Origin of the sequence: Maricaulis sp., from assembly GCF_030149425.1 — a bacterium.
In the GTDB taxonomy this organism is placed as follows: domain Bacteria; phylum Pseudomonadota; class Alphaproteobacteria; order Caulobacterales; family Maricaulaceae; genus Maricaulis.
The window spans coordinates 112,848-138,418 of sequence record NZ_JASBRQ010000044.1 but is presented as its reverse complement, the minus strand read 5'-3'; the positions used below and the strand labels follow the sequence as shown (position 1 = coordinate 138,418).

17 protein-coding genes and 1 pseudogene are annotated in these 25,571 nt (G+C 61.9%); 8 read left to right on the top strand and 10 right to left on the bottom strand.

All coding sequences use genetic code 11. The annotated features are described in order from the left end of the window. Positions 1–3: 3 nt before the first annotated feature. Together Q1V57_RS07145 and Q1V57_RS07140 are read right to left on the bottom strand one after the other, a co-directional pair. The gene (locus Q1V57_RS07145) at positions 4–492 is read right to left on the bottom strand and encodes a hypothetical protein (protein ID WP_300529101.1); all 489 of its coding nucleotides are present in this window, start codon (positions 490–492) and stop codon (positions 4–6) included. A 74-nt stretch (positions 493–566) separates the two neighbouring features. Next, a complete protein-coding gene (locus Q1V57_RS07140; protein WP_300529099.1) occupies positions 567–1,160 on the bottom strand; it encodes a TetR/AcrR family transcriptional regulator in 594 nt (197 codons plus the stop codon). 82 nt (positions 1,161–1,242) lie between these two features. Here Q1V57_RS07140 and Q1V57_RS07135 point away from each other — a divergent pair, with 82 nt between their 5' ends. Continuing rightward, complete coding sequence (locus tag Q1V57_RS07135; protein WP_300529097.1) at positions 1,243–2,382, top strand: SRPBCC family protein; 1,140 nt, start codon at positions 1,243–1,245, stop codon at positions 2,380–2,382. Here Q1V57_RS07135 and Q1V57_RS07130 read toward each other — a convergent pair. The 6 genes from Q1V57_RS07130 to Q1V57_RS07105 form a co-directional block, all read right to left on the bottom strand. After that, a complete protein-coding gene (locus Q1V57_RS07130) occupies positions 2,379–4,010 on the bottom strand; it encodes a hypothetical protein (protein WP_300529096.1) in 1,632 nt (543 codons plus the stop codon). The genes Q1V57_RS07135 and Q1V57_RS07130 overlap by 4 nt on opposite strands. Then, the gene (locus tag Q1V57_RS07125) at positions 4,007–5,242 is read right to left on the bottom strand and encodes an NAD-dependent epimerase/dehydratase family protein (RefSeq protein WP_300529094.1); all 1,236 of its coding nucleotides are present in this window, start codon (positions 5,240–5,242) and stop codon (positions 4,007–4,009) included. Before Q1V57_RS07125 ends, Q1V57_RS07130 begins: the two co-directional genes overlap by 4 nt. A gap of 34 nt (positions 5,243–5,276) precedes the next feature. After that, complete coding sequence (locus tag Q1V57_RS07120) at positions 5,277–5,660, bottom strand: GtrA family protein (RefSeq protein ID WP_300529092.1); 384 nt, start codon at positions 5,658–5,660, stop codon at positions 5,277–5,279. After that, positions 5,657–6,397, bottom strand: coding sequence for a methyltransferase domain-containing protein (locus Q1V57_RS07115; RefSeq protein WP_300529090.1), 741 nt, complete (start codon positions 6,395–6,397; stop codon positions 5,657–5,659). The genes Q1V57_RS07120 and Q1V57_RS07115 overlap by 4 nt, the downstream gene beginning before the upstream one ends. Positions 6,398–6,466: 69 nt before the next feature. Then, complete coding sequence (locus Q1V57_RS07110; RefSeq protein WP_300529088.1) at positions 6,467–8,902, bottom strand: hypothetical protein; 2,436 nt, start codon at positions 8,900–8,902, stop codon at positions 6,467–6,469. Further along, positions 8,899–9,834, bottom strand: a complete 936-nt coding sequence (locus Q1V57_RS07105) for a glycosyltransferase family 2 protein (RefSeq protein ID WP_300529086.1) — start codon at positions 9,832–9,834, stop codon at positions 8,899–8,901. The genes Q1V57_RS07110 and Q1V57_RS07105 overlap by 4 nt, the downstream gene beginning before the upstream one ends. Before the next feature lie 236 nt (positions 9,835–10,070). Here Q1V57_RS07105 and Q1V57_RS07100 point away from each other — a divergent pair, with 236 nt between their 5' ends. The 6 genes and pseudogenes from Q1V57_RS07100 to Q1V57_RS07070 all read left to right on the top strand — a co-directional run bounded on the left by Q1V57_RS07100 (position 10,071) and on the right by Q1V57_RS07070 (position 21,276). After that, positions 10,071–11,201: an alanine racemase gene (locus Q1V57_RS07100; protein WP_300529084.1), complete on the top strand. Its 1,131-nt coding sequence runs from the start codon at positions 10,071–10,073 to the stop codon at positions 11,199–11,201. Positions 11,202–11,335: 134 nt separating this feature from the next. Beyond that, positions 11,336–12,772, top strand: a complete 1,437-nt coding sequence (locus Q1V57_RS07095) for an NAD(P)-dependent oxidoreductase (protein WP_366145102.1) — start codon at positions 11,336–11,338, stop codon at positions 12,770–12,772. After that, on the top strand, positions 12,769–17,298 hold the full coding sequence (gltB, locus tag Q1V57_RS07090; protein WP_300529079.1) for a glutamate synthase large subunit: 4,530 nt from the start codon (positions 12,769–12,771) through the stop codon (positions 17,296–17,298). Before Q1V57_RS07095 ends, gltB begins: the two co-directional genes overlap by 4 nt. Before the next feature lie 161 nt (positions 17,299–17,459). Beyond that, entirely contained in the window at positions 17,460–18,632 is a 1,173-nt protein-coding gene (locus Q1V57_RS07085) for a saccharopine dehydrogenase NADP-binding domain-containing protein (RefSeq protein WP_300529077.1), read from the top strand. 2 nt (positions 18,633–18,634) lie between these two features. Next, a pseudogene (locus tag Q1V57_RS07075) lies at positions 18,635–19,788 on the top strand (iron-containing alcohol dehydrogenase). Between the two features lie 108 nt (positions 19,789–19,896). Continuing rightward, the gene (locus Q1V57_RS07070) at positions 19,897–21,276 is read left to right on the top strand and encodes a cytochrome P450 (RefSeq protein ID WP_300529071.1); all 1,380 of its coding nucleotides are present in this window, start codon (positions 19,897–19,899) and stop codon (positions 21,274–21,276) included. 71 nt (positions 21,277–21,347) lie between these two features. Here Q1V57_RS07070 and acs read toward each other — a convergent pair whose 3' ends face one another. After that, complete coding sequence (gene acs / locus Q1V57_RS07065; RefSeq protein WP_300529069.1) at positions 21,348–23,321, bottom strand: acetate--CoA ligase; 1,974 nt, start codon at positions 23,319–23,321, stop codon at positions 21,348–21,350. Positions 23,322–23,357: 36 nt separating this feature from the next. Next, positions 23,358–24,710 carry a DcaP family trimeric outer membrane transporter gene (locus Q1V57_RS07060; protein WP_300529067.1) on the bottom strand — a complete coding sequence of 451 codons (1,353 nt, stop codon included), beginning with the start codon at positions 24,708–24,710 and terminating at the stop codon, positions 23,358–23,360. Between the two features lie 208 nt (positions 24,711–24,918). On the opposite strand from Q1V57_RS07060, the gene Q1V57_RS07055 reads away from it, so the two are divergent. Continuing rightward, entirely contained in the window at positions 24,919–25,560 is a 642-nt protein-coding gene (locus Q1V57_RS07055; protein WP_300529065.1) for a response regulator transcription factor, read from the top strand. Positions 25,561–25,571 lie beyond the last annotated feature (11 nt).

The following is a 25,571-nucleotide window of genomic DNA, read 5'->3' as shown; positions in this document are numbered from 1 at the left end:
CTGTTAGCGTCGACGGGGGCGCGCGCGCCAGAACTTCATATGGGTGGAAAGCTGACCATTGAACAGAAAGGACGCCATCAGGGCGATGCAGAGCATTTGCAGCATCGCTGTCAGGCCGATGCCTCCGAAACTGGAAATGAACTGAACCCAGTCTTCTGCCGGCGAGGTGACCCCGAAGGATGCCGGGTTGAGCCCGAGAATGATCCAGTCGATGCGGTCGAGCAGAAAGGCGACGATGAAGGCGGGTATGCAGGCGGCCGAGCGATTAGAGAGCGCGATCAGGGCGATGATGTTGAGTCCTATATGCCCGAAAAACGCGGCCTCCTGCCAGAAGTTCAACGTTGCGATCAGCTCCGCCAGCCCGGGGTTCATTGCTTCTGGCCAGATGCCGAGGCGCAAGCCGATATTCGGAATGGCCCAGTAGAACCCGTACAGGATCTCAAAGCCAACAAGGGCAAAGCAGAGCCAGTAAAAAATCCGGTTGATGAGCATCTGCCCGTTCCCAATGCCTCGGCGCGAGGGGGACCTCGCCGGCCCACTATCCGTCGCTAGCGCTTGTAGAAGGCTTAACTCACCACCTGGTCACGTAAAGTTGGCAGGAAGGCGGCCCGGATTTCCTGCACGCGATCCTTGCCCCAGATGGCGCTCAAGGTCGGTCCGGAGATCGCGAAATAGCATACGGCGCCGATGAACTGATAGGTCGCGGCGGTCTGTTCCGCCGGGCTTTTTCCGGCCCATTTCGGGTGACCGGCCATCAGAGCCACGCTGACGTCGAGAAAGCGTTTGAGATACCAGCGCTTACCGGTCTCGGTCCGGTCCAGGTTGTCGAGTAGTTCGCGGGTGATCAGCCGCGCGTCCTGGGGTTTCGACTGCATGTGGTCATGCATGTTGCGGACATAGAGGTCGAGCCGGTCCTGCGGCCGCTCCGCCGGGGCCGCCATGACGACATCAAGGATCCCGTCCAGCCTTGTCGCGATATCCTCGATCACCGCTCCGTAAAGCGCGTCCTTGGTGCGGAAATGGTAGATGATCGACTGCTTGGTCAGTTTCAGCTCGCCCGCAACATCGGCCAGTGACACCCCGAAATAGCCGCGATCGGCAAACAACGGCAGAGCCGTGTCGATGAACTTCTGTTTCGCGGAGGGGACCGGTTTGAGCATGGGGGGAGACTAGCAGAAATTTGACAGCTTACCACTCGTCAAGTATCGACTTACCGATCGGTAAGTCGAAAGGGCAGTGATTATGGACCAACAGCTTCAGATCGAGCTTCTAGAAGAACTGCGCGGGCTGGGGGCAGAAGGGGATTTCTTCATCGGTGATGCCGTGCATCGCTCCCCGATCGAGCGTTACACCAGCGAGACCCGCTTCCAGGCTGAAATGGACCATGTCTTCCGGGCCCTGCCCATGGTCGCTGCGCACGCCAGCGAATTGGCCGAACCCGGCAGTTATCTGACGGTCCGACTGGCCGGCCTTCCGGTGCTGCTGACCCGCGACAAGTCCGGGCAGGCCAACGCCTTCCTCAATGTCTGCCGCCACCGCGGCGCCAGGCTCGTTGGCGATGGCCAGGGCTGCAAGAAGGTGTTCAGCTGCCCCTATCACGGCTGGACCTGGGATGCTGCCGGGCAATTGCGCGGCGTACCGCACGAGAAGGAAGGCTTCCCCGAACTGGACCGGAGCCAATACGGTCTGCGCCGGCTGCCCATGGCTGAGCGACTTGGCATGATCTGGGTCGTGCCGGATCCTGATGCCCAGTTTGACTTTGACGCTTTTCTCTCACCGCTGCAGCAGGATTTTGACTGGCTCGGCATGGCCGGAATGGTCGTCGCCGAGAGTGAGGATGCGGAGTATGAGGCCAATTGGAAGCTGCTCGCAGAGGGCGGCATCGAGGCCTATCATTTCCGCATCACCCATCGCGATACGATCGGACCGCACTTCATGGATAATCTGTCTAGCTATCAGATGCTCGGCGCGCATATGCGCTCCATCCTGCCGCGCACCTCGATCGAAGAGCTGGAGCAACTGCCGCGCGAAAACTGGTCGATCCGCGATCATGCCAATGTGCTCTATACGCTGATGCCGTCCGACCAGTTCCTGCTGATGCAGGACCATGTCGCCTGGATCCACGCCGAGCCGTTATCGGCTGGCCGCACCGCCCTGCGCATTGCCACCCTCGTCCCGAAGGAGGACTTCACGCCGGACCGGGCGGGGCATTGGAAGCGCAATCACGCCATCACCAAGATGACTCTGGCCGAGGATTTCGACGTCAATGAAGCCGTGCAAAGCGGCCTCGCCAGCGGTGCCAATAGCGAGCTCAACTTCGGGCGCTTCGAAAGCGCTCTGCACAAGTTCAACAGCGATATCGAGGCACGGCTGCCGGGCTAGGCCCGGGGAGGCTGCGTCAGGCGGTCAACGATCCGACGCGCATTGGCCATCAGGGTGAAGGTGTGGGCCCGGCCAGGCAATGACGGAGCCGCAGCGCCATCGACAACATAAATCGACGGCAGGCCTGTGATGGCACCGTCATGGTCGCACGTGCCAGCTTGCCCGGTCGTGCTATGGGGCAAGGTTCCACCGAAATGCAGGTCGCTTCCCGGCAGGCCGAGACGGATGCCGCCGGGTGCCAGAATGCCACCGCCGCGACCGACTTCGCGCCCGAGCTGGGCTTGGCACTTGCGCAAGGCATCATCCAGCTCAGCGGTGTAACCGCCACGCACCTTGACCTGGCCATCGCGACCGACCGCGATGGCGTGGTCGGAATATTTTGATGGAAATATCACATTGCCGGCCAGCATGGCCGAGGCGAGCTCACGCAGAATGGCCCGCGACAGCCCGGCTGAGGCGGGCATGTTCAGGCAGAGGAACCAGAGCGGCAGTCCGTCGAGCGAGGTGATGTAACCATAGGCGTCATCCGCCTGGGCACCCCCGGTCGGCAATTGGAAGCCGAGCTGAAGAAGGCTCACGAATTCATCATCGAAGGCCCGGCCGAATTCGAAGGGAAGGACCACGCCATAACCGCCAGCCGGGGTGGACAGGAGGCGGCGGGGTGTGTCGGTCAGCCCGAGCAAGGGATAGACCAGCTTGGCGGACCCGATCGCCCCGGCGGCGACAAGCAGGGTTTCGGCTTCAATCTGCGAGACCTTGCCATCGCCGGAGCGCAGGTGGGCACGCCAATGTGTATCATCGCCGGTACGTTCGATCCGGACGACTTCTTCATCCGTGACCAGCTCGATCAACCCCTTCGCCGCGAGCTCGCTCAGATCGCGGTCGGCGCTATAGATCGCATTTTGCGGGCAGCCGGTCAGGCAATAGCCTGACCGTGAGCAATGCCCCGGCTTCACGGCCTCGCCAGCGGCGCGGGTACGCACAGCCGCATGCATCCAACGCAAGGCGGACGCCGACTTTCGGCCCTTGAGATACCGACCGGCAAAGCGGTCAAGGACCGGGTTCAATTCGGTTGGGCGGTAGAGCGAGACATCGTCGTCCTGCAAGACGCCCAGATCGCCGCTAATGCGTGCTCCGCACGCGCGCTCGACCCCTCGCGCGGGCGGGCCGCTGACCCCGACGATATCAATCAGCGCCTGGTAGTGTGGCCGGAAGGCGTCCCCACTCATACCCCACTGGGCAAAATCATCTTCGCTCCAGAATTCGACGCCAGCGCCCCAACCTACGGACAGCCCACCGAGGCCCTGGATATTGGCGCCGAAAAAGTTGTCCCGCACGATCTCGTCACTACGCGCGAAAGCGGCGGCATAGCGTGGAATGGTGAATTTCGGAGACTTGTCCGACCAAGCGTAATCCGCCTCTCCCGCGGTCTCGATCATGTCTGACCACTGGGTTTTCGATGTGGACCGCCAATTGGACCAGCGATCGCCCTCGCCATAGCTCAGCATGGGGGCGACAGGCTGAGCCTTGCCGGCGCATACAACGGTGACCGGCTCGGACAACTCGGCGAAACGCCGTGCCGCCGCGGCCGCCGAAGGGCCGCCGCCAATGATCAGATGCCGCCTCATTCTGCCGTCCTCAACTGGTCCGGCTTGCCGAATGCCGTGCGCCAGATCAGGCCTCCGAACAGCGCCCGGGTTACAAGTTCGAACGCTGCTACAGTCCCGAGCAGCCCCATCCGGATAAAGGCATGCAGCCAGTGTCGCTTTTCATAGGGGGCAAAGCGGCGAGCTCCCTGCGGACTGAATTCGGCGATCCGTGCGGCCATGCTCAGGCGCCATTTGAATTCTTGCTCGACCTGGTCGCCGGAGCCCCGCCCAAACTGAATGACCCCGGACGGGATTGCCCCTGTCGGGGAATTGGACAGGGCGTCAGACCGGTCATAGCCAGACAATGTAACCGCATATCGACGGATCAGCGCCGGCGGGACGGATCGTCCCAGGAAAACGGAAAGCAGCGACCGCCCTTCTGCGAGCAGGCGGCGTCGTTTTGCGTGCCTCATGCCGGGGAGGGAGTCGTCGGGGTGGAGTGCCTCATCGCCAGCTTCGATCGCCGCCAGCGGTGTGTTCAAAAACGCCTTTAGTCGCTGGCCGATGGCAGCCGGGCTGAACTTCGCCAGGATCAGGGTCAATCCGCGCGGCAGGCGCAATTCGAGCCATGTCCCCCGCCGGTAGCGAAGACGGCGCAGGTCAGACTGGAACCGGGCCATGTCGACGGGGCCTGTGCAGAGATTGCTGGCCCCTGATTGCCGATCGCCGGTTTGTGTCAGGTCGACCAGTCGTCTGGCCAGGCTTTCCAGACTGATCGGCTGCACCTGCGCGCCGCCGATACCTATCGAGATGGGCAACCGGGCTGCGACCGTGTCAAAGAATCCAAACGCACCCTGGGCGATGCGTGAGGTGACGAGTCCGGGGCGCACCACACGTCCGCCGGCGGCCAGGGTGCGCGCTTCCAGTGCGGCCTTGCGCTCGCCGTACTCGCTGGCCGGGTTGATGGCTGAAAGGCTTGAAACAAAGATCAACTCGTCCAGGTTTTCTGCTTCGACCAGCTTATCCAGGGCGCGGTACTCGACATCTGCACTCAGCTTGTTGCTGATGTCGGCTGCGAGGTGAAGGATCGTCGCGGGCTGATCGATCGCGGCAGGTTCGCCAGCGAGGTCATAGGCCTGATAGGCCCCGGACCAGCCTTCCGGCCGCCGCCGGGCCCAGGCAGTGACAGGCAGGCCGCGCCTTTCTGCCTCGCGCAATACGGCCCTTCCGATCAGGCCGCTCGCCCCCGTTACGATCAGATGCTTTGCCATAAGCGCGTCCGCTGACCCCAGCCTGGAGCTGGCCCTAGTTTTTCTGGAAAATGAAACGCTTGGAGATGACGAAATTCACCAGGATCATAAGGCAATCCGAGGCGATCTTGGCCCAGTAGGGACCAAAGGAGTCGACGATCATCGTCAACAGGAAGGATGTGACGGTGGCATTGATCGCGAGCAGCAGGAAATAGCGTCCGACCGTTTGCGCATCGATTGCCTTCTGTCCAAAGACGAATTTGGAGTGCAGCACAACGGCAACGGAACCTGCTGCAAGCTTGGCCAGGGCATTTCCCCAGGCCGGCCACAACCCCAGCAGCTCGATCATGGCTGTGTAGGAAGCGTACTCGACCCCGATGGCGAATATCTGAACCGCGGTGTAGCCGCTCAGCTGGAATGCCCAGATGCGCCAGTTCATTTTGCTTTGGTGATCACGATCAGGTGGTGCAGTGCGAAAGCGCCGCGCAGCGGAGAGACGACGAACTCCATGCCTTTCACGACCGGGGCCATGAAATTCGGGATCAGCTGCGGGAAATTGAGACCGCCGGACAGCAGATAGCGCGGGTAGTTCACCAGCGCATGCTGATGGGCGATCTCGAACTCCGGATACATCTCTTCAAACTGGCCACGGTCGCGTTTGAAGACGATGTAACTCAGTGCCTGGTTGGCGCCTTCCATCGGGCCACTGATCGGCGCCTTCCAGCCGTCCATCTTCATGTCGAAGGTCTCGGTCTTGAACAGGTGCGGATAGATCAATTGCGAAAGCGGGCTGTAATAGGGTTCGATCAGGATGATCCCGCCTCCCGGAGCGAGAACACGACTGGCCTCCTTGAAGAAGAGGTCCGGATCCGGGAAATGGTGGAAGCAATTCTGGCCGTAAAGGGCGCGGACGCTGGCGTCGTCAAAGGGCATGTCCTGCGCATTCACGACCTGGTCGATCCCGGGCGCGTCAACCACATCGGTCGACAATACGCCGGGAAAAGAGTCCCGGATCGGTGCGACACCTGCGCCGAGTTCGACCCGCAAGAGTTCGTCCGGTGCGGTCACATGGTCCTGGTCCGCCTGCCAGATGGCCTCGTGAATTTCGCGAAACACGTCGGCAAGCATGGGCTTTCGGGCCAGGACTTCGGCGTGCGTGCTAATGCGCTCATCCATCGAGATGGTCTCCACGTTTAAACGGGTGGTGTCAGTTCTGCCGACTGTGACGCTTTCGGGCCCCGCAGCCTAGTCTGGCGAGCGATACCACAGGTTTGTTTCAACAAAAACGGGTTCAGGGCTGAAATTCACCAGTCGGACCCGTGAATCCCGAACCGTGTCGCCATCGATCAGCGGTGATGCGAAGACCTGACGCTGTCCATTGCACACCGCTGCTTGATCAAACGCTTCAGTCCGGCGTCCATTATCAGCGGCGATGATCAGGCGGAAAGCGCCTGTTCCCGTACATTCATAGGCGATCTCCCAAGCGACGGTTCCGTCTTCATGACCGGCGACGAATAAGAGTTGGTCGCCGATTTGAGCGGGTGTGTCGGCGCGGGTGAAGCGTACATCATTGTCCATGTGAACAATGGTCAGCGCCCCCTCGACTTCAATCTCGCGCGCATGGCGATAGAGCAGGTCAACGAAGCGCTCCGGATCCTCGCTGGTCCAGCGCCCTATCCGGTTTCTGATGTCACCGCCAAAGACGACCGCATCAAAGTTATTGTCTTGGAGGAAGGCCTCAAAGCCGTCTGCGCCGCCCCGCAGACTCGTGCGCAGGGCTCGGTCAGCATGAAAGTCGTACCAGCCGGCCTCGAACACCTCGCCGACCGGAACGGTACGTGACCAGAGTTCCAGAACGCGACCTTCCAGGCCATAGCGTTGCGATAGCTGGTCAGCGACGCGCTGGCGGTCCAGACGTGAGCTGTAGATCTCTGCATGGGAGGATTTGGCGACTTCGTTCAGCACGAAGCGCCCGCCACCGGGGCCATAATTGGCGATCAGCAGGGCGTGGCTTCCGGCCAACAGGAAAAGAGTTGCCACCCAGGCGCGGATATCCATGCGCTGGGCCAGGTGAAGCGCCGCTGGAAGCAGGAAGGGCAGGACAATTATGATGTAGCGGGAGGAATTCTGGATATAGGAGATCGCCACCGTGCCGAAGAGGAAGGCGATCGAGCAGGCCAGAACGAAAAGATGGCGTTTGGGGGCGCGCAGTGCGTCTATCCCGGCTGCCAGCGCAATCACCGCACCGAACAGGTAGCTCAATCCAAGGCCGCCATCCCGCGCTCCGGCAACGCTCCAGGCTTCCGTGCCGACCGTCATCGCCCAAAACAGATCAAGCTGATCATAACCGGTATGGACGGTGAGCAAGCCGCTGGGGTTGAAATGCGGGCTTTGCCAGATTTCGTTGAAGAACGGGAAAGTCGGATTCCCGGTCACGTGAAATACGTAATACAGGAATGCGGCGGGTATGATCGCCGAAGCAAGTCCAAGGCAGGCGATCGTCAGCATTTTACGGTCGATCGACGCGTTCAGCACGATGAAGGCGATCAAGGCGAGTCCGGTCGGTGCGATGACGACGGCGGCCGTATATTTGGCGACGAAGAAAAGCCCGAAAACCGCGCCGAGTGCCGACACCATTGCGAGGCCGTCGCGACCGCTCCATCGCTCCGGCTCGCCGTTCAGGACATAGCCCAGCCAGCACACCAATATAACGCCCATCGCGACCACTTGCAGGTCGACATAGGCGCTAAGCGTCAGCTTGAAGAATTCGGGTACGAACAGCAGCGCTACAATGGCGAGACCGGCCAGCAGCTGAGCGCGGGCCTGCGAGACAGCGGGCGTCAGAAGCGGTTTGAGCGTCGTGGAGACCAGCACCACAACATAAGCCAGCAGCGAGTAATTCCAGAGTTTCGCGGCATGCACGTCCTGGCTGACGACCACCACAGTGCCCTGCAGCCAGAGTGCAGGCAGGGATAGCAGGTTGATGGTGCGATTCAGCGGATCCGTGTCCAGCGTGCCATCAAAAAGGAAGCGCTGCAGTATGGGCCGGTAGGCATTGATCGCGTCCGAACCATTATCAGGGGTCATCGCGAACAAGGCGATCCCGGCCAGGAAGAACCAGATCGGTGCCGATACGACGGCTGTGATCAGGCGGTCATTGACCGACTGGTCAGCTTGCGGATCCGGCAGGGAGCGGAATTTATCAAGCAGACCGGTTGAGAGTGCGCCGATGATGATAATCGTGTTGAGCGTGACCACCGCCAGCGGCGTCATCAAATCACCGTGTGCCAACAGCAATGCGATGATGGAATAGGCGCTGAAACCCAGTCCTGAGGCTAGCGGCAAAGGCAGTGTCTGGCGGAACAATGATCGTGCCAGCACATGCCCCAGGGCCACAATGGTCAGCCAGATAAAGCCGACACTGAGGACGGTCGCGACATGTCCGAACACGGCCAGTGGCAAGGCCGCCATGGCAATCAGGATCACTCCGGTCCGGCCTGGCCAGCGATAGGTCGCGGCCGCTCCGATCAGTCCAGCCAATCCGGCATAGGCGAAGAAGTCACGCCACAGGCCGGGTTCCCGTGCCAGCAGCAAAGTTCCGGTGAGCTGGAAAAAGGCAATGACTGCCAGGATCAACGCGATCGCCCATGCCGCGAGCGGCAGGTATCCGGCTTTCGTCATGATCTGGGCTCGTCATTGACGTCGAACAGCAGGAAAGAGGTGATCATATTGACGCCGACGATGATCATCAGGGCCGGGAGGATCACAGATCCCGCCGGTTCCGGCTCGCCGCCAGCGCCGTCAATCCAGAGATAAATACCCTGGAAAAGGCCGATCAACAGCATGGGGACACCGACGCAGAAATAGATCGCCGGGACAGAGAAATTCATCAGGAAATGACGAATGAAGATGCGCTTGAAAAAGTTGGAGAGATTTCCGAGTGCGAAATTCAGGGCTTCATCGCGCAGGCGCAAGCCGCTTTCTTCATCTGCGTAGAGCGCTTTCATCGGTACATCCTTCACCGTGGCGCGGGCCAGGTTCAGGTGAAAAAGCATATCCGATTCAAAGAAATAGCGTTTGGCGATTTTTTCAGTCTGCAAGCGCTCGAAGACTTCCCGGCGGATCGCAACGAGGCCATTGGTCGGGTCGTTGATTGAGTAATATCCGGACGCGAACTTATTGGTGAAGGTCAGGATCGAATTGAGGACTATGCGATAAAGCGGCATTTCACCGATATCGCGCGAACTGGTGAAGCGTGATCCCTTGGCGTAATCGCAGCGTTTCTCAAGCAGGGGTTCGGTAATCGGCAGTGCCAGCGATGGCGGGATCTGACCGTCGCTATCGATTTTCACGAAGGCGGTGTGCCCATCATCATAGGCGGCCTGGAAGCCGGCCAGAGTCGCGCCGCCGACCCCCTGGTTCTCTTCATTGTAGAGAACCTTGACCCGCGGATCCTTGCAGTTGGCTTCGACGTGTTCTCCGGAGTTCTCCGGGCATTTGTCATCGACCACATAAACGGCATTGATCGAGTCCGGCATGCTCTCAAGCACGTCCAGGATATGGCGCTTCGCCTTATAGGTCGGAACAACTACAGCGATAGAGGATTGGGTCATCTGAGAAAGGGCGCTGACAAGCGTTTTAGATGGCCGGAACTTAGAATGCCTATGGGCGTTTGTCGACACGGTTCGGGCGTGCGCCGCAGTTTGTTATTCGCCCCTGAAGTGTAGTTCTGGTTGCGCAAAAGGTTGTTGTAATTGAAAGCCCTGCCGGGTTGGATGGCGCCTGGTCAGGGCACCTTCGCCGAGCGATGGTCCCGGCTCAATCGACGGGTCAGGCTTGGAGTTGAATAATGTATCTGGAAGACCTGCCAACACCTTGCCTGCTTCTCGACCGGGCCGTTCTGCGGCGCAATCTCAAGCGCATGGCCGACCATGTTCAGGGGCTTGGCGGGGTGCTGCGTCCGCATGTGAAGACGCATAAGTCGCAGGACGTGCAAGCCGAGCTGAAACGGGCGGGCGGCACGCGCGGCATCACCGTCTCCACCTTGGCCGAGGCGGAGTACTTCTTCGCTGCAGGAGAGCGCGATATTCTCTATGCGGTCGGCATCGCGCCCGGCAAGCTGGACCAGATTGCCGGGCTGATGCGCGGTGGTGCGGATATCAAGATCATCCTGGACAGTGCTGAAATGGCCCGGCTCGTCGCATCAAGGGGCGTTGAACTGGGCGTGGAGTTTGCCGCTTTGATTGAACTCGATGTTGATGGTCACCGCGCCGGAGCCGATCCGGAGGGAAGCGCACTGCTGGAGATCGCCGCAGCCTGTGACCGGCCCGGCATCAAGTTGGGTGGCGTGATGACCCATGCCGGCGGGTCCTATGACTGCAAAACGACCGCTGAGATCCGGGAAATGGCGGAGCAGGAGCGCCGACTGGCGGTGCGCGGTGCCGAGCGCTTGCGCGCAGCCGGTCATGCCGTGCCCATCGTATCGATCGGGTCGACGCCGACTGCCATGTTCGCGTCTTCGCTGGATGGCGTGACCGAGGTCCGTGCCGGCGTCTACACCTTCCAGGATCTTGTCCAGGCCGGGCTGGGCGTATGCGGCAAGGAGGATATCGCGATTTCCGTGCTGGGCAGTGTTATCGGCCATCAGCGGGCCAAGGGCTGGACGCTGACCGATGCCGGCTGGATGGCGATGTCGCGCGATCGCGGCACGGAGCACCAGGCCATTGACTACGGTTATGGCGAGGTCTGGGGGCTGGATGGCAGACCGCTGGGCGGGCTGATCCTGAGCGGTGCCAATCAGGAGCACGGTATTATGACCCGGGGAGCGCATGCCAGCGGTGAGACGCCGGACCTTGAGGTCGGGCAAAAGGTGCGTATCGCGCCCAATCACGCCTGCGCCACGGCGGCTCAATTCGACCGCTATATGGTCATTGAAGGCGGGCAATTGATTAATCAATGGGAGCGCGGCCGGGGCTGGTAGCGCTATGGATTTCTGATGTTCGGCACAAACCTTCCAGCGCGAAGCGCTATTCGGGCGAATTCGTGTGCGCCGCAGCGTGAAGTTTGTGCGAATGCGAAAATTATGCTGCACTTGCGTTCAAATTGAACGGGCAAGTGAGGCCTTCATTGCTGAGATTTACCGATCTGCACCAGTCATATCCGGACAAACGGCCGGCGGCCGAACGGCGTGAGGATTTCCGCGAAATCCGTAATCGCTTCGAGCCAGCCGCTGCGGCCGAGCAGTCCTCGCGCTGTTCGCAATGCGGTATTCCCTTCTGCCAGTCCGGCTGCCCGCTCGGTAACAATATTCCTGATTGGCTTGCCCTCGCCGCTGATGGCCGGCTGCGCGAGGCCTATGATCTGTCCTCGGCGACCTCGACCATGCCGGAGATTTGTGGCCGCATCTGTCCGCAAGACCGCCTGTGCGAAGGGGCCTGCGTGATCGAGAAATCTGCGCATGGCGCCGTGACCATTGGCTCGGTCGAGCAATACATCACCGACACGGCCTGGGAAGAGGGCTGGGTGGACGCCATCCAGACCGCTCCACCGCGTGGCCAGAGTGTCGGCATTATCGGTTCCGGGCCAGCCGGGCTGGCCGCGGCGGAACGGTTGCGTGAAGCCGGTTTCGATATCGTCATCTATGAGCGAGCCGACCGGGCCGGCGGGCTTCTGACCTATGGCATCCCGGGCTTCAAGCTGGAAAAGCCCGTGGTTCAGCGTCGCATTGACCGGCTCGAGCAGGCCGGGGTGGAGTTCCGTCTGGGTGTTGAAGTCGGCCGTGATGTGACCCTTGCCGATATCCGCGCCGAACATCATGCCGTGCTCCTCGCGACGGGTGTCTATGCGCCGCGTGAACTCGATTGTCCCGGGGCCGATAAAGGGGTGATCGGTGCGCTGGATTTTCTCATCCGCGCCAATCGCGACGATCTCGGTGATGCACCGGCTGAGGATGATCGGCTGAGCGCGACCGGCCGCCATGTCGTCGTCATCGGCGGCGGTGATACGGCCATGGACTGTGTGCGCACGGCTGTGCGCCAGGGCGCCGCTTCGGTGAGCTGCCTGTACCGGCGCGACCGCGCCAACATGCCCGGCTCGGCCCGCGAAGTTATCTCCGCCGAGGAGGAAGGGGTCCAGTTTCATTGGCTCACTGCGCCGCTGGCGATTGAGCATGATGCTGACGGCCAGACCCGGGCCGTGCGCGGTCAGGGCATGCGTCTCGGCGCTCCCGATCTGAGCGGCCGCCGTGCTGTTGAGCCCTGTCCGGAAATCATCAGGGAGATCAAGGCCGACATGGTCATATCCGCGCTGGGTTTCACTCCGGAGGACCTGCCGGGCAATCTGCCCTCCATTGATCTCGGCGTGCGTCGCTCCGGTGAGGTCGAGATCGACCGGGCGACCCGTATGACGAGCCTGGACGGTGTTTTTGCCGCCGGCGATATCGTTCGCGGCGCCTCCCTTGTGGTCTGGGCGTTGAAGGACGGCCAGGATGCGGCGCAGGCCATCAAGTCCTACCTCGATAATCGTCTTGAAGTTCTGGGGGCGGCAGAATGAGCCGCAATGCGGGGACGCCCGCCGACTACCTGGCGCGCCGGGATGTGCTTGAGCAGGCCGGGCTGTACCGGCCCGAAGATGACCGCGATGCCTGCGGAGTCGGCCTCGTCGCCGATATCGAGGGGCGGGCCCGCCGCGATATCGTGGAAACCGCAATCGATGCCCTCAAATCGGTTTGGCATCGCGGCGCGGTCGACGCGGACGGGCTGACCGGTGACGGCGCCGGGCTGCGGGTGGGCGTGGCCCAGGACTTTTTCAAATCCGCTGTCGCCCGGACCGGGCATGAGCCCGAGCAGGGTGATGTCATTGTCGGCATGATCTTCATGTCACGCACGGATTTCAGTGCCCGTGAACGCTCTCGGGCGATTGTCGAGGCAGAGATCCTGCGCGAAGGCTTTTCCTTCTATGGCTGGCGCCAGCCGCCGGTGGATACGAGTGTGCTCGGCGACAAGGCCCGTGCCACCCTGCCGGAGATCGAGCAGATCCTGTTCCGCGAGCCGGGCGGGCGTGACCCGGAAGCGGTGGAGCGGACGCTTTATGTCGTCCGCCGCCGCATCGAACAGCGGGCGCGCGAGGAAGGTCTTCGCGAGCTCTATGTCTGCTCGCTGTCTTCACGCGACGTCATCTATAAGGGCCTGTTCCGGGCCCAGGATATTGACGCCTTTTACAAGGATTTGCGCAATCCGGACTTTGTTTCGCCGTTTGCCATTTTCCACCAGCGCTATTCGACCAACACCTTCCCGGAATGGCGCCTGGCTCAGCCCTTCCGCATGCTGGCGCATAATGGCGAGATCAACACGCTGCGCGGCAATTCAAACTGGATGAAGAGCCACGAGCGGCTGGTTGAGGATTCGGTGCTGGCGCAAGACGGTGCTGATATTCTGCCTGTGATCCAGCCCGGCGCGTCCGACAGTGCGGCCCTGGATCAGACCTTCGAATTCCTGGTGCGCACCGGGCTACCGGCGCCCATGGCCAAGACGATGCTGGTGCCCGAGGCCTGGTCCAAGCGTGAAGGTGTCATGCCGCCAGCCTGGCGGGACATGTATGCCTACTGCAATTCCGTGATGGAGCCTTGGGACGGTCCGGCCGCCATCGCTGCTTTCGATGGTCGCTGGATCGTGGCCGGCCTCGACCGAAATGGCTTGCGACCGACCCGCTGGGCGCGGTCGCGCGATGGCATGCTGGTTGCCGGGTCAGAGGCCGGTATGGCGCGCATCGCTCCGGAAGATGTGGTCGAGCGCGGCGCTATTACGCCCGGCCGCCTGATCGCTCTGGATTTGCATGAAGGCCGGTTTTACCGCGAGGCGGAAATCCTCGACCGTCTCAGCGAGCAACAGCCTTATCGCCGCTGGATCGGCGAGATTGAGGACATAGAAGATGTGGTCGGGCCCGGACCCGAACCGGAAATGTTCGCCGAGGCCGACCGTGTGCGGTGCCAGGTCGCCTCCGGCTACAGCTTTGAAACCATCCAGCTGGTTCTCGATGTCATGGCGGAGGACGGCAAAGAGGCGGTCGGTTCGATGGGGGATGACACTCCTCTGGCCGTCTTGTCCGACACCTACCGGCCGCTCTCGCATTTCTTCCGCCAGAATTTCTCGCAGGTGACCAATCCGCCGATTGATCCGCTGCGCGAAGGCCGCGTGATGGGGCTGAAGACCCGCTTTCGCAATCTGGGCAACCTGCTCGGCCCGGCGCAGCAACGCTCCAGTGTATTGGTGCTGGACAGCCCGGTCCTGACCAATGGGGCCTTCGAGCGCTGGCGCGAACACATCAAGGACGAGGTGCGCGAACTCGACTGCCTGTTCGAGCCGGGTAAGGCGACTGGCGATGGCCGGACCCTGTCCGAGGCGATCGATCACGTCATCGCTCAGGCGGTCGAAGCCGTGCGGCATGGTGCGGCGCACCTTGTTCTGACCGATCACAGGCAGAGCGAGACCCAAGCCGCCCTGCCGATGATCCTGGTCACAGGCGCGGTTCATGCCCGGCTCACCGAGCAGGGGCTGCGTAATCGCTGCTCGATCAATGTGCGCTCATCCGAGTGCGCTGATCCCCATTACGCGGCGGTTCTGATCGGACTGGGGGCGACGACGATCAACCCCTATCTCGCTTTCGACACGGTGACAGCGCCAGCCAGGGGCGATGAGGCAGAGGCCCGTAACCGCGCGCTGCATCTCAAACAGGCCTTTGATGCCGGGCTTTTGAAAATCATGTCCAAGATGGGCATTTCGGTCATCTCGTCTTACCGCGGCGGCTGCGATTTCGAAGTGCTGGGCCTGTCACGCGCCCTGGTCGAGACTTACCTGCCCGGCGTGGTCAGCCGGATCTCTGGCATGGGCCTGTCCGGTCTTGAGGGGCGGCTGGTCAATCTGCATCGCGGCGCCTGGCAGGGTGATCGCGCCCGCCTGCCGATCGGTGGCTTCTTCCGCCAGCGCAGTAGTGGTGACCGGCATGCACTCTCGGCACAGGCCATTGATGCCTTGCACAAGGCCGTTCGTGAAAACGAACCCACCGCGTGGACGGCTTATCGCGAAGCTATTGAGGCGCAGGGGCCGGTACATTTGCGTGATCTGATGCAGATGCGGCCGTTGGGCTCGGCAGTCAGCGTCGATGCGGTTGAATCGATCAATGGTATTCGCCGCCGATTCGTCACGCCGGGCATGTCGCTTGGCGCGTTGTCGCCTGAGGCGCATGGGGCGCTGAACATCGCCATGAACAGGATCGGGGCGAAATCGGTCTCCGGTGAAGGCGGCGAGGATCCCAAGCGATACAAGCCGCTGCCGAGCGGGGAAAACCTGAACTCGGCGGTCAAGCAGATTGCGTCCGGCCGCTTCGGCGTGACCGCGGAATATCTCAATCAGTGCCGCGAGATCGAGATCAAGGTGGCGCAGGGCGCCAAGCCTGGTGAAGGCGGGCAATTGCCCGGTTTCAAGGTCACTGAGTTCATCGCGCGCATGCGCCTGTCGACACCGGGTGTCAGCCTGATCTCGCCGCCGCCACACCATGATATCTATTCTATCGAGGACCTGGCTCAGCTCATCTATGACCTGAAACAGATCAATCCGACGGCACGGGTCGGTGTGAAACTGGTGGCGGCCGCGGGCGTGGGTGCCGTTGCCGCCGGCGTCGCCAAGGCCCGGGCCGATGTGATCAATATCTCCGGTTCGGTCGGAGGTACGGGCGCGGCAGCCCTGAGCTCGATCAAGTTCGCTGGCGGGCCGCTGGAACTGGGTCTGGCCGAAGCGCACCAGATGCTGGCCCTCAACGGTCTGCGCGAGCGGGTGACCCTGCGGGCTGATGGGGGTATCCGGACCGGACGGGACATCGTTATCGCCGCCATGATCGGGGCTGAGGAGTTTGGTGTCGGTACGACTGCACTCTTGGCGCTGGGCTGTCTCATGGTTCGACAGTGCCATTCCAATACCTGCCCCGTCGGTGTGTGCACCCAGGACAATGATTTGCGGGCCCGCTTTGGCGGGGCGCCGGACCATGTCGTCAATCTGATGACCTATTTGGCCCAGGATGTGCGCGACATTCTCGCCAGCCTCGGCGCGACCTCGCTTGAGGATGTGATTGGCCGGGCCGACCTGTTGACCCAGGTCAGCCGGGGCTCCTCGGCCCTGGATGATCTCGACCTCAGCGCCATCATGGCCCGCGCCGACGCGGCAGACCGGCCGGCGCGATCAACCCGGACGCAGCGAAATGCCGTGGCACCGACCCTGGATGACCGCATCCTCGTCGATGCTGCCCCCGCCTTTGATCGCGGCGAGAAGATGCAGCTCGACTATGATGTCCGCAATACTGACCGGGCGATCGGCGCGCGGACCTCATCGGAATTTGTTTCGCGCTTCGGCGCCCGCGGTCCGGGCGAGGACTTCCTGACGGTTCGACTGCGCGGTTCCGCCGGTCAGTCCCTGGGGGCGTTTTCGGCGCGGGGGCTGCGCATCGAGCTGGATGGCGATGCCAATGATTATGTCGGCAAGGGATTGTCGGGCGGCAAGCTGATCGTGCGTCCCTATCTCGGCTCGACGCTGGACAATCATCACCACGCCATCATCGGCAATACCTGTCTTTATGGCGCTACCTCGGGCTGGTTGTTTGCGGCCGGCCGCGCCGGACAACGCTTCGCTGTGCGCAATTCCGGCGCCCAGGCGGTGGTTGAAGGCTGCGGCGCCAATGGCTGCGAGTATATGACCGGTGGCGTGGTCGTTCTGATCGGATCGGTCGGAGACAATTTCGCTGCCGGCATGACCGGCGGTGATGTCTTTGTCTATGACCCGGAAGACCGGCTGGCGGCGCGCCTCAATAGCGAGACCGTCGTCGTCAGCCCGCTGGAGCGCGATGCCGATACGCTTTGCCGCTCCTTGATCATCGAGCATCTGGCGCAAACCGGCTCGGCCCAGGCGGACCAATTGCTGGCGAACTGGGATGTGGTGCGGGCTGATTTTGTGCATGTCCAGGGGCGTGAAATCGTGGCGCGGCAGCAGGCGGTGAACAAGGCAATGCATCGCCAGCGAGAAGAGAGCTGATCGGTCCGGCTTGAACGGATTGTTTCCCGGCCCTTGATTTCAGAGATGACGCGCTAATCCTCTAGCGCGTCATTTCACTTGGCTCTCGACAGGCCTGCTCAGCGGCGGCAAGTTGAGCGCTCCAATCAGATCCTCGCCACTCCCAGACCAGGACAATCAAAATGAATGCGCGCACTTATGACGTCGTCGTTTTCGGCGCGACGGGCTTTACCGGCCGTCTCGTCGCAGAATATCTCGCTGCCGAGTATGGCTCAGACGTCCGCTGGGCCATGGCCGGGCGGTCGGCCGACAAGCTCGCTGCCGTGCGCGATGAGATTGGCGCACCGGCGGATACGCCGCTGATCGTCGCCGACAGCGCGGATCCGGCCTCGCTCAAGGCGATGGCGGAAGCGACGGCCGCCGTGGTGACCACAGTGGGGCCGTATCAGCTTTATGGCGAGCCGCTGATCAAGGCCTGCGTTGAGGCCGGCACCGACTATGTCGACCTCTGCGGTGAGCCAGCGTGGATGTATGACATCATCCGTAATTACGATGCTCCGGCCAAAGCCAGCGGGGCGCGCATTGTTCTGTCCTGTGGTTTCGACTCCATTCCCTTCGATCTCGGCGTCTACTTCCTGCAGCAGCATGCCATCGAGAAAACCGGTGCTCCGCTCGCCCGTGTCAAAGGCCGGGTGCGCAAGATGAAGGGCACTTTCTCCGGCGGTACGGCGGCGAGCTTTGCCGAGACCATGGCGCGCGCGGCCAAGGAGCCGGAGGTGATCAACCGTCTGCGCAACCCGTTCAGCCTGGTTCCCGACTTTGAGGGGCCGAAACAGCCTTCCGGCATGAAGGTGATTTTCGAGGACGATCTCAATACCTGGTCGGCGCCCTTCATCATGGCTTCGATCAATACCAAGAATGTCCACCGGTCCAACGCGCTGTTGGGTCACCGCTATGGCGAGGACTTCGTCTATGACGAGATGTTCGCCACCGGTCCGGGCGAAAATGGCGAGCAGTTCGCCAATATGATCGCCAATGACAAATCCATGGCCGAAAACCCGCCCAAGCCGGGTGAGGGTCCCAGCAAGGAAGAACGCGAGACCGGGTTTTACGACGCCATGTTTACCGGCGTTGCTGCCGACGGGACGCGCCTGACCGCGGGTGTCTCCGGTGACAAGGACCCGGGCTATGGCTCGACCTCGAAAATGATTGCGGAATCGGCACTCTGCCTGGTCAAGAATGTCGACCGGGAGCAGACCCCGGGCGGTGTCTACACCCCGGCTCCGGCGATGGGAGAGGCATTGATCGGGCGCCTGCAGGAACATGCCGGTCTGACCTTCCAGATCGAAAGCTGATCATGGCGGCGGCGCGCATTGATCTGACCCCGGACCTGCGCATCGGCGCGGGAGCCCTGGCGGACTTGCCGGACGTTCTGGCTCGCCTCGGTGCGCGCCGCCCACTGATCATCTCTGACAAGATCCTCGCCCAGCTTGGCTATGTCGAGCAGGCGGCGGCGTTGCTGCGTCAAGCAGGTAACGAGCCGGGTCTCTTCCTCGACACCGTTCCGGAGCCCACGGTGGATTGTGTCGAAGCAGGCCTGGCTGTGTTTCGCGAGAGCGATTTTGTGCTCTTGGTGGCGGAAGTGCGATCGATACAGCCAAGGCCATGACTGCGCTGGCCGCCTCGGGCGGGGTTATGCGCGATCTCAAGGTTCCGAACATTGTCGGCCGGGGTGCTGTGCCAGTCATCGCCATCCCGACAACGGCGGGGACGGGGTCGGAAGTCACTCGCGTTACCGTCATCACCGATGCGGCAACGGACGAGAAAATGCTCTGCATGGGCCCCGGGCTGATGCCGGCGGCGGCGATCGTCGACTTCGAACTGACCATCAGCCTGCCACCGCGTGCAACCGCGGACACAGGCATTGACGCACTGACCCACGCCATCGAGGCCTATGTCAGCCGCAAGGCCAATGCCTTCTCCGATCAGCAGGCGCTGGGGGCGATGCGCCTGATCGCACCCAATCTGCGGACCGCCTATCACGAGCCGGACAATCGCGCCGCGCGCGAGGCGATGATGGCCGGGGCGACCCTGGCTGGTATGGCGTTTTCCAACGCCTCTGTCGCCCTTGTGCACGGGATGAGCCGGCCGATCGGGGCGTTCTTCCATGTGCCGCACGGGCTCTCTAATGCCATGCTATTACCGGCGGTTACCAGATGGTCGATACCAGCGGCGCGGGAGCGCTATGCCGAATGCGCCCGCACCATGGGCGTTGCGGCGGCCGGGCTTGATGATGCCAGCGCCTGTAGCCGTCTGATCCACGAATTAGAGGCGCTAAATGGTGAGCTTTCGGTGCCAACCCTGCGCGAATTCGGTGTCGAACAGGCGCGCTATGAGTCCGTGATTGGTACTATGGCGGAGCAGGCTGAGTCCTCCGGCTCACCGGGCAATAACCCGCGCATTCCGACCCGCGATGAAATGGCCGCGCTGTACCGCGAAGTGTGGATTTAACGCTAACGTCAACGGAAATCCCGGCCCGGCCCTTGCCAACCCCGCAGGGTGCGCCCTAGCTTCCATGAGTGAACACTGTTCGCTTTTTGAATTGGGAGCATTTTGAGCATGCAACTCGTCAGCGATGTCATCCTCGAGGACCGGCCCCAGGCCCTGCCGCAGCATGATGCGGTTTATCCGATGCTGGACGAGTTTGCCTTGTGGGATCCGCAGTCCTGGACCCAGGGGCATCCGCACGATTTTTTCAAGCGCATGCGCGAAGAGGCGCCGGTCATGTGGTCAGGTCCGGCGGACAAGTCGACGGCCGGGTTCTGGGCCGTGTCGCGCTATGAGGACATCAAACAGGCCGAGCTGGCCAATGACGTTTTTTCCTCAGAGCGCGGCAGCATCAACATGTTCATCAAGCCGCGCAAGGAATGGCGGCCCAAGAAGCTGATCCCGGCGGCTTTCAACTCGATCATCAATCTGGACCAGCCGCATCACATGGAAATGCGGATCCAGCAGAAGGACTTCTTCATCCCGCGCTTTGTTGCCGAGCTGCGTGAGCGGGTGGATGCCAAGATCGACGCCTTGCTCGACGAGGTCGAACGGCAGGGCCCGGTGGTCGATTTCGTCAAACTCTTCTCTCAGGAAGTCCCGCTTTTCACCCTGTGTGAAATGCTCGGCATTGATGAGGAAGACCGGCCCAAGGTTATCCAGTGGATGCATTATCTGGAACTGGCCAACCAGTATTATGTAAACCCGTGGACCCTGCTCTCGCGCCGGCCCTGGTTCCCGATCAAATTCTACCACTACGTCAACGAGATGTTCGATTATGGCGAGCGCGTCATGGCGGACCGCCGGGCCAATCCGCGGCGCGATCTCCTGACCGCGATCGCCAATACACAAATGGCCGGCAAGCCGCTGCCGCAGGAGTATCTGGATGGCTCCTGGCTGCTGATCATTTTCGCCGGCAATGACACGACGCGAAACTCGCTGTCGGGCACGATCCGCTTGCTGACAGAGTTCCCTGATCAGCGTGAAATGGCGATCGCCGATCCCAGCCTCATTCCGCGCATGACGCATGAAGCCATCCGTCTGATTTCACCGGTCCAGCACATGCGCCGCACGGCCCTGGAAGACACGGAGCTCAATGGCCAACGTATCGCCAAGGACGAAAAGCTTGTGCTCTGGTATCCGGCCGCCAATCGCGACCCTTCAGTCTTCCCGGACCCGGACCGGTTCGACATGACGCGCGATAATTTCGACAAACATCTGGCCTTTGGGCACGGGCCTCACAAATGCCTCGGCCAACGCATTGCCCAGATGCAGCTGCAATCGGCCCTGAGCAAGATTCTCGAGCGCTTCCCGCAGATCAGCTGGACGGGCCGCCAGAACATTGCGCCCAACACGCTGGTGCATGCGATCTCCAGTCTTGAGGTGAATATCTACGGCGAGGGCGGAGAGAAACCCTCCCGCCACGCCGTGAAGACACCGCAACCGGCCTGATAAAAAGACGACCGCCGGAGTGGGGGGGCACTCCGGCGGCAGCTTCAGCGGTCGGGTTGGGGAGAGAACCGCTATTTGTTGAGCCGGCCTTCGATCAGTTGATCGACGACGGAGGGATCGGCCAGCGTCGAGATGTCACCCAGGCTGGAGAACTCATTCTCGGCGATTTTGCGCAGGATGCGGCGCATGATCTTGCCGGACCGGGTCTTGGGCAGACCGGGGGCAAACTGGAGCAGATCCGGGGTCGCGACCGGACCGATCTCCTGGCGCACATGCTTGCGCAAATCCTTGGCGGTCGCGTCGGTCGGCTGCAGACCTGCCTTCAAGGTGACGTAGCAATAAACGCCCTGTCCCTTGATATCGTGCGGATATCCGACCACGGCCGCTTCCGCGACGAGCGGGTGGGAAACGAGGGCACTCTCGATCTCTGCTGTGCCGAGACGGTGGCCCGAGACATTGAGCACATCATCCACCCGGCCGGTAATCCACCAGTATCCGTCGGCATCGCGACGCGCGCCATCGCCGGTGAAATAGAGCCCGCGATAGGTGGTGAAATAGGTCTCGGCAAAGCGTTTGTGGTCGCCATAGACGGTCCGCATCTGGCCGGGCCAAGAGCCGAGCAGGACCAGATTGCCTTCAATGGCGCCGTCGGCCGTGATCATCTCGCCCTCATTGTCGATCAAGGCCGGCTCAATCCCGAACATGGGTTTGGAGGCGGCGCCGGGCTTGAGATCATGGGCGCCGGGCAGCGGCGTAATCAGGCAGGCGCCCGTCTCGGTCTGCCACCAGGTGTCGACAATCGGGCAGCGCTCCTCGCCGACGACACTGTAATACCATGACCAGGCTTCCGGATTGATCGGCTCGCCGACACTGCCCAACAGGCGCAGGGAAGAGCGGTCGTGCTTGAGCACATGCTCATCGCCCTCGCGCATCAGGGCCCGGATGGCGGTCGGTGCGGTGTAGAGAACATTGACCTGGTGCGTGGCCACGACACGCCAGACCCGGTCCGGGCCTGGATAGGTCGGCACGCCTTCGAACATCAGCGTCGTGACGCCATTGGCGAGCGGTCCATAGATCAGATAGGTGTGACCGGTGACCCAGCCGATATCGGCGGTACACCAGAAGACTTCACCCGGCTGCACGTCAAAAATGTAGTCGAAGGTCATCGCCGTCCACAGCAGATAGCCCCCGGTCGTGTGCATCACGCCCTTGGGTTTGCCGGTGGAGCCCGAGGTGTAGAGAATGAACAGCGGATCTTCCGCATTCATCGGCTCGGCCGGGCAAATGGCATCTACCTTGAGGGCCAGTTCGTGGTGCCAATGGTCGCGGCCTTCAGTCCAGCCGATCTCACCGCCGGTATGGCGAATGCACAGCACGCCATCGACCTCGACCTGCTCCAGGGCAGCGTCGACATTGGCCTTGAGCGGTACGGCCTTGCCGCCGCGCACGCCTTCATCGGCCGTGACCACGAAACGGGCGCCGCAATCTTCGATCCGGCCGGCCAGGGCGTCGGGCGAGAAGCCGCCAAATACCACCGAATGCACAGCACCGATGCGGGCGCAGGCGAGCATGGCATAGGCCGCCTCGGCGATCATCGGCATGTAGATCATCACCCGGTCGCCCTTCTTGACGCCAATGGATTTCAGCTCATTGGCGAAGCGGCAGACATGGTTGTGCAGCTGGGCGTAGGTGATGGCGTGGTGGAAGCCGGGATTGTCGCCTTCCCAGATGATGGCCACATCATTGGCCCGTTCCGGCAGATGCCGGTCGATGCAGTTATGGGCGACATTGAGGATGCCATCCTCGAACCAGGAGATTTTCAGCTGGTCCGGGTCCCAGTTGGAATTATCCAGCTGGGTCGGGTATTTGAACCAGTCTAGCCGTTCCAGTTCCTGCCGCCAGAATGTCTCCGGCTGTTCGATCGATTGCAGGTATTTCGCGGCATAGCGCTCCGCATTGATCTTGGCGCGGTCGGCATAGTCCGGCTTGACCGCAATGCGTTCCGGCGCGGTCTCCGGCTTGTCGAGTAGGGCTTGTCCGTCCATGTCGGTCTCTCCTTTGCCGCCTGTGCGGCTCTGGGCTTAGAACGTGTACTTGGTTGAGAAGGTGGCGCGGCTGATCGTGCCGGAGGCGCCGCTCTCCAGCTCGCGCTCGCCGTAGAGGATTTCCGCTCCGGCCGTGATGCCGGGGGCCAGCGTGACCATGTAGTTGGCGAAGCCGGAATAGACGCTGGCCGTGGCCGATGAGCCGCTCAGGGCAACATCATTGTCGACCTCCAGATGCGAGTAGCCGAGATTGAAGCGGCGGCCATCGCCGAGATTCTGGCGCAGCGCGACAAGGCCACCGAAGGAGGGAATGGCTTCAATGCCGCCATTGCCGTCCATCACGGCTCCGTTCGCTGCGTTGAGGCCGATATAACGGCCCATGCCTTCGCCGCCGCTGAGCGAGAAGCGCAGGTCGGAACTGTCACCGAGATTGATGCGGCCGGAAGCGGACAGGCCCCAGCCAAAGGTGGAGTCGTCGGAACCGGCGCCTTCATAGGTCAGATTGCGGGCCAGGCCGGCGATGGCAAAACTGCCGAAATCACCGGAGTGATTATAGCGCACAACAAGGTCGGGCAGGGCCCCATCGCCGCCATCAATGCGCCCGCCACCGCCAAACGGGGTGATGGTGGTGTCCGGGTTCTCCAGGGCGAATTGCCAATTGCCCGCGGTGTAGCGCAGCTGGGCCTGGCGCACGAAGACCATGCCGTCCGAGGCAACCAGGAAACTCGCACTCTCCGGGATGGCGGCGGTGTTCTGGAAGGTCGACCAGTCCTGGCCCATGCGCCAATTGCCATATTGCAGCCAGGCGGCGCGAAGGCGCGGATTATAGGAGTTGGAGACCCGCTCATTCCCGCCCGGCGAGCCGAGAAAATCGAACTCCAGACGGCCCCGGATTTCGCCATTATCAGTCGGAGTTGAAGTGGCGAAGAAGAAGCGTGTCCCTTTGGCGGTAAAGTCGTTATCGACCCGGCTGTCGCCGGAACCGCCAACCGGCGTTGCGCCGGGGATGTAGAAATCGCGCGCGATCGAGGTGGGGGCGAAATCACCGTCCGACAGCTCCGTCACGTGATAGTCGGCATCGACGAAGCCACCCATGGTGATGCGTGTATTGCCGGCCATGAAGCCGGATGCGCCACTGGCTGCCGCTGCGGCCGGTGCCGCTGCGACCTGGGCTTCGATCTGCTCGACACGCACGACTTGTTCGGCGTCTGCCGCCTGTCCTGCGGCCACTTCCTGGCGCAGCTCCGCGATCATCGCCTCCAGCGCGGCGATGCGGGCCTCGAGGTCCGGATTGGTGCTGGCTGCCGCCATCGGCGCCAGGCCGGTGGTCAGCGCCAGGACGGCCGTGGTGAGGCCGAGCTTGGTTTTGAGCAAACGCGAATTCAACATCGATAGTCCTCCCCGGACCTTTCTTGCCGGCGGTTTGCCGGGTGTCCGTCTGATGTGGGAGTATCGGGAAAGCCCCGCCGCGGCGGTATTCTCCAAAGGTCGTAGAGGCCGCCAATCGGGCTACGACTTTGGGCTAAGAAGACAGCGTCTTGCGCGCGGACTATGATGAATTGCAATCGATCTATTGTGCTGCCGGAATGCAACGCGAATGGCCTCAGAACGCATACTCCTTGCTGACGACCACCCGCTGGTCCGCGCGGCCCTGCTGGAAGCGGTCCGGCGACTTGCGGGCGATATTGAAACGATTGAGGTCGACAGCCTGAGCGCGGCCAAGGACGTGCTGGCCAAGGGGCCGGTCGATCTGGTTTGCCTGGATCTGCACATGGGCGACAGTTCCGGATTTATCGGGCTGACCGAGTTGCGCCGCGATTATCCGGCCATCCCCGTGGTTATCGTGTCAGCCAGCGATGCGCCGGGCATCGCCTATCGCGCCGTCGAGTTCGGTGCGTCTGGATTCATCCCCAAGACAGCCGATCTCGATACCATCTGCGCGGCCCTGCAGGCGGTGCGGGATGGCGAGGTCTGGCTGCCGGAGGATGCTGAGGATGTCGGCGATGATGAAAGCGTTGATCATGCGGCCCTTCTGGCGACTTTGACCCCGGCACAATTGCGTGTGCTGGAAGGTCTGGCAGCCGGGCGGCTGAACAAGCAGATCGCCTATGAAATGGATATCTCGATCGCCACGGTCAAAGCCCATGTGACCGCGATCTTCCGCAAGCTGGGCGTGATCAACCGGACGCAGGCGGTCCTTATTGCCCAATCCCTCTTTGTCGAACCGGCCAAGGCCTGAGTGTAGCCTCA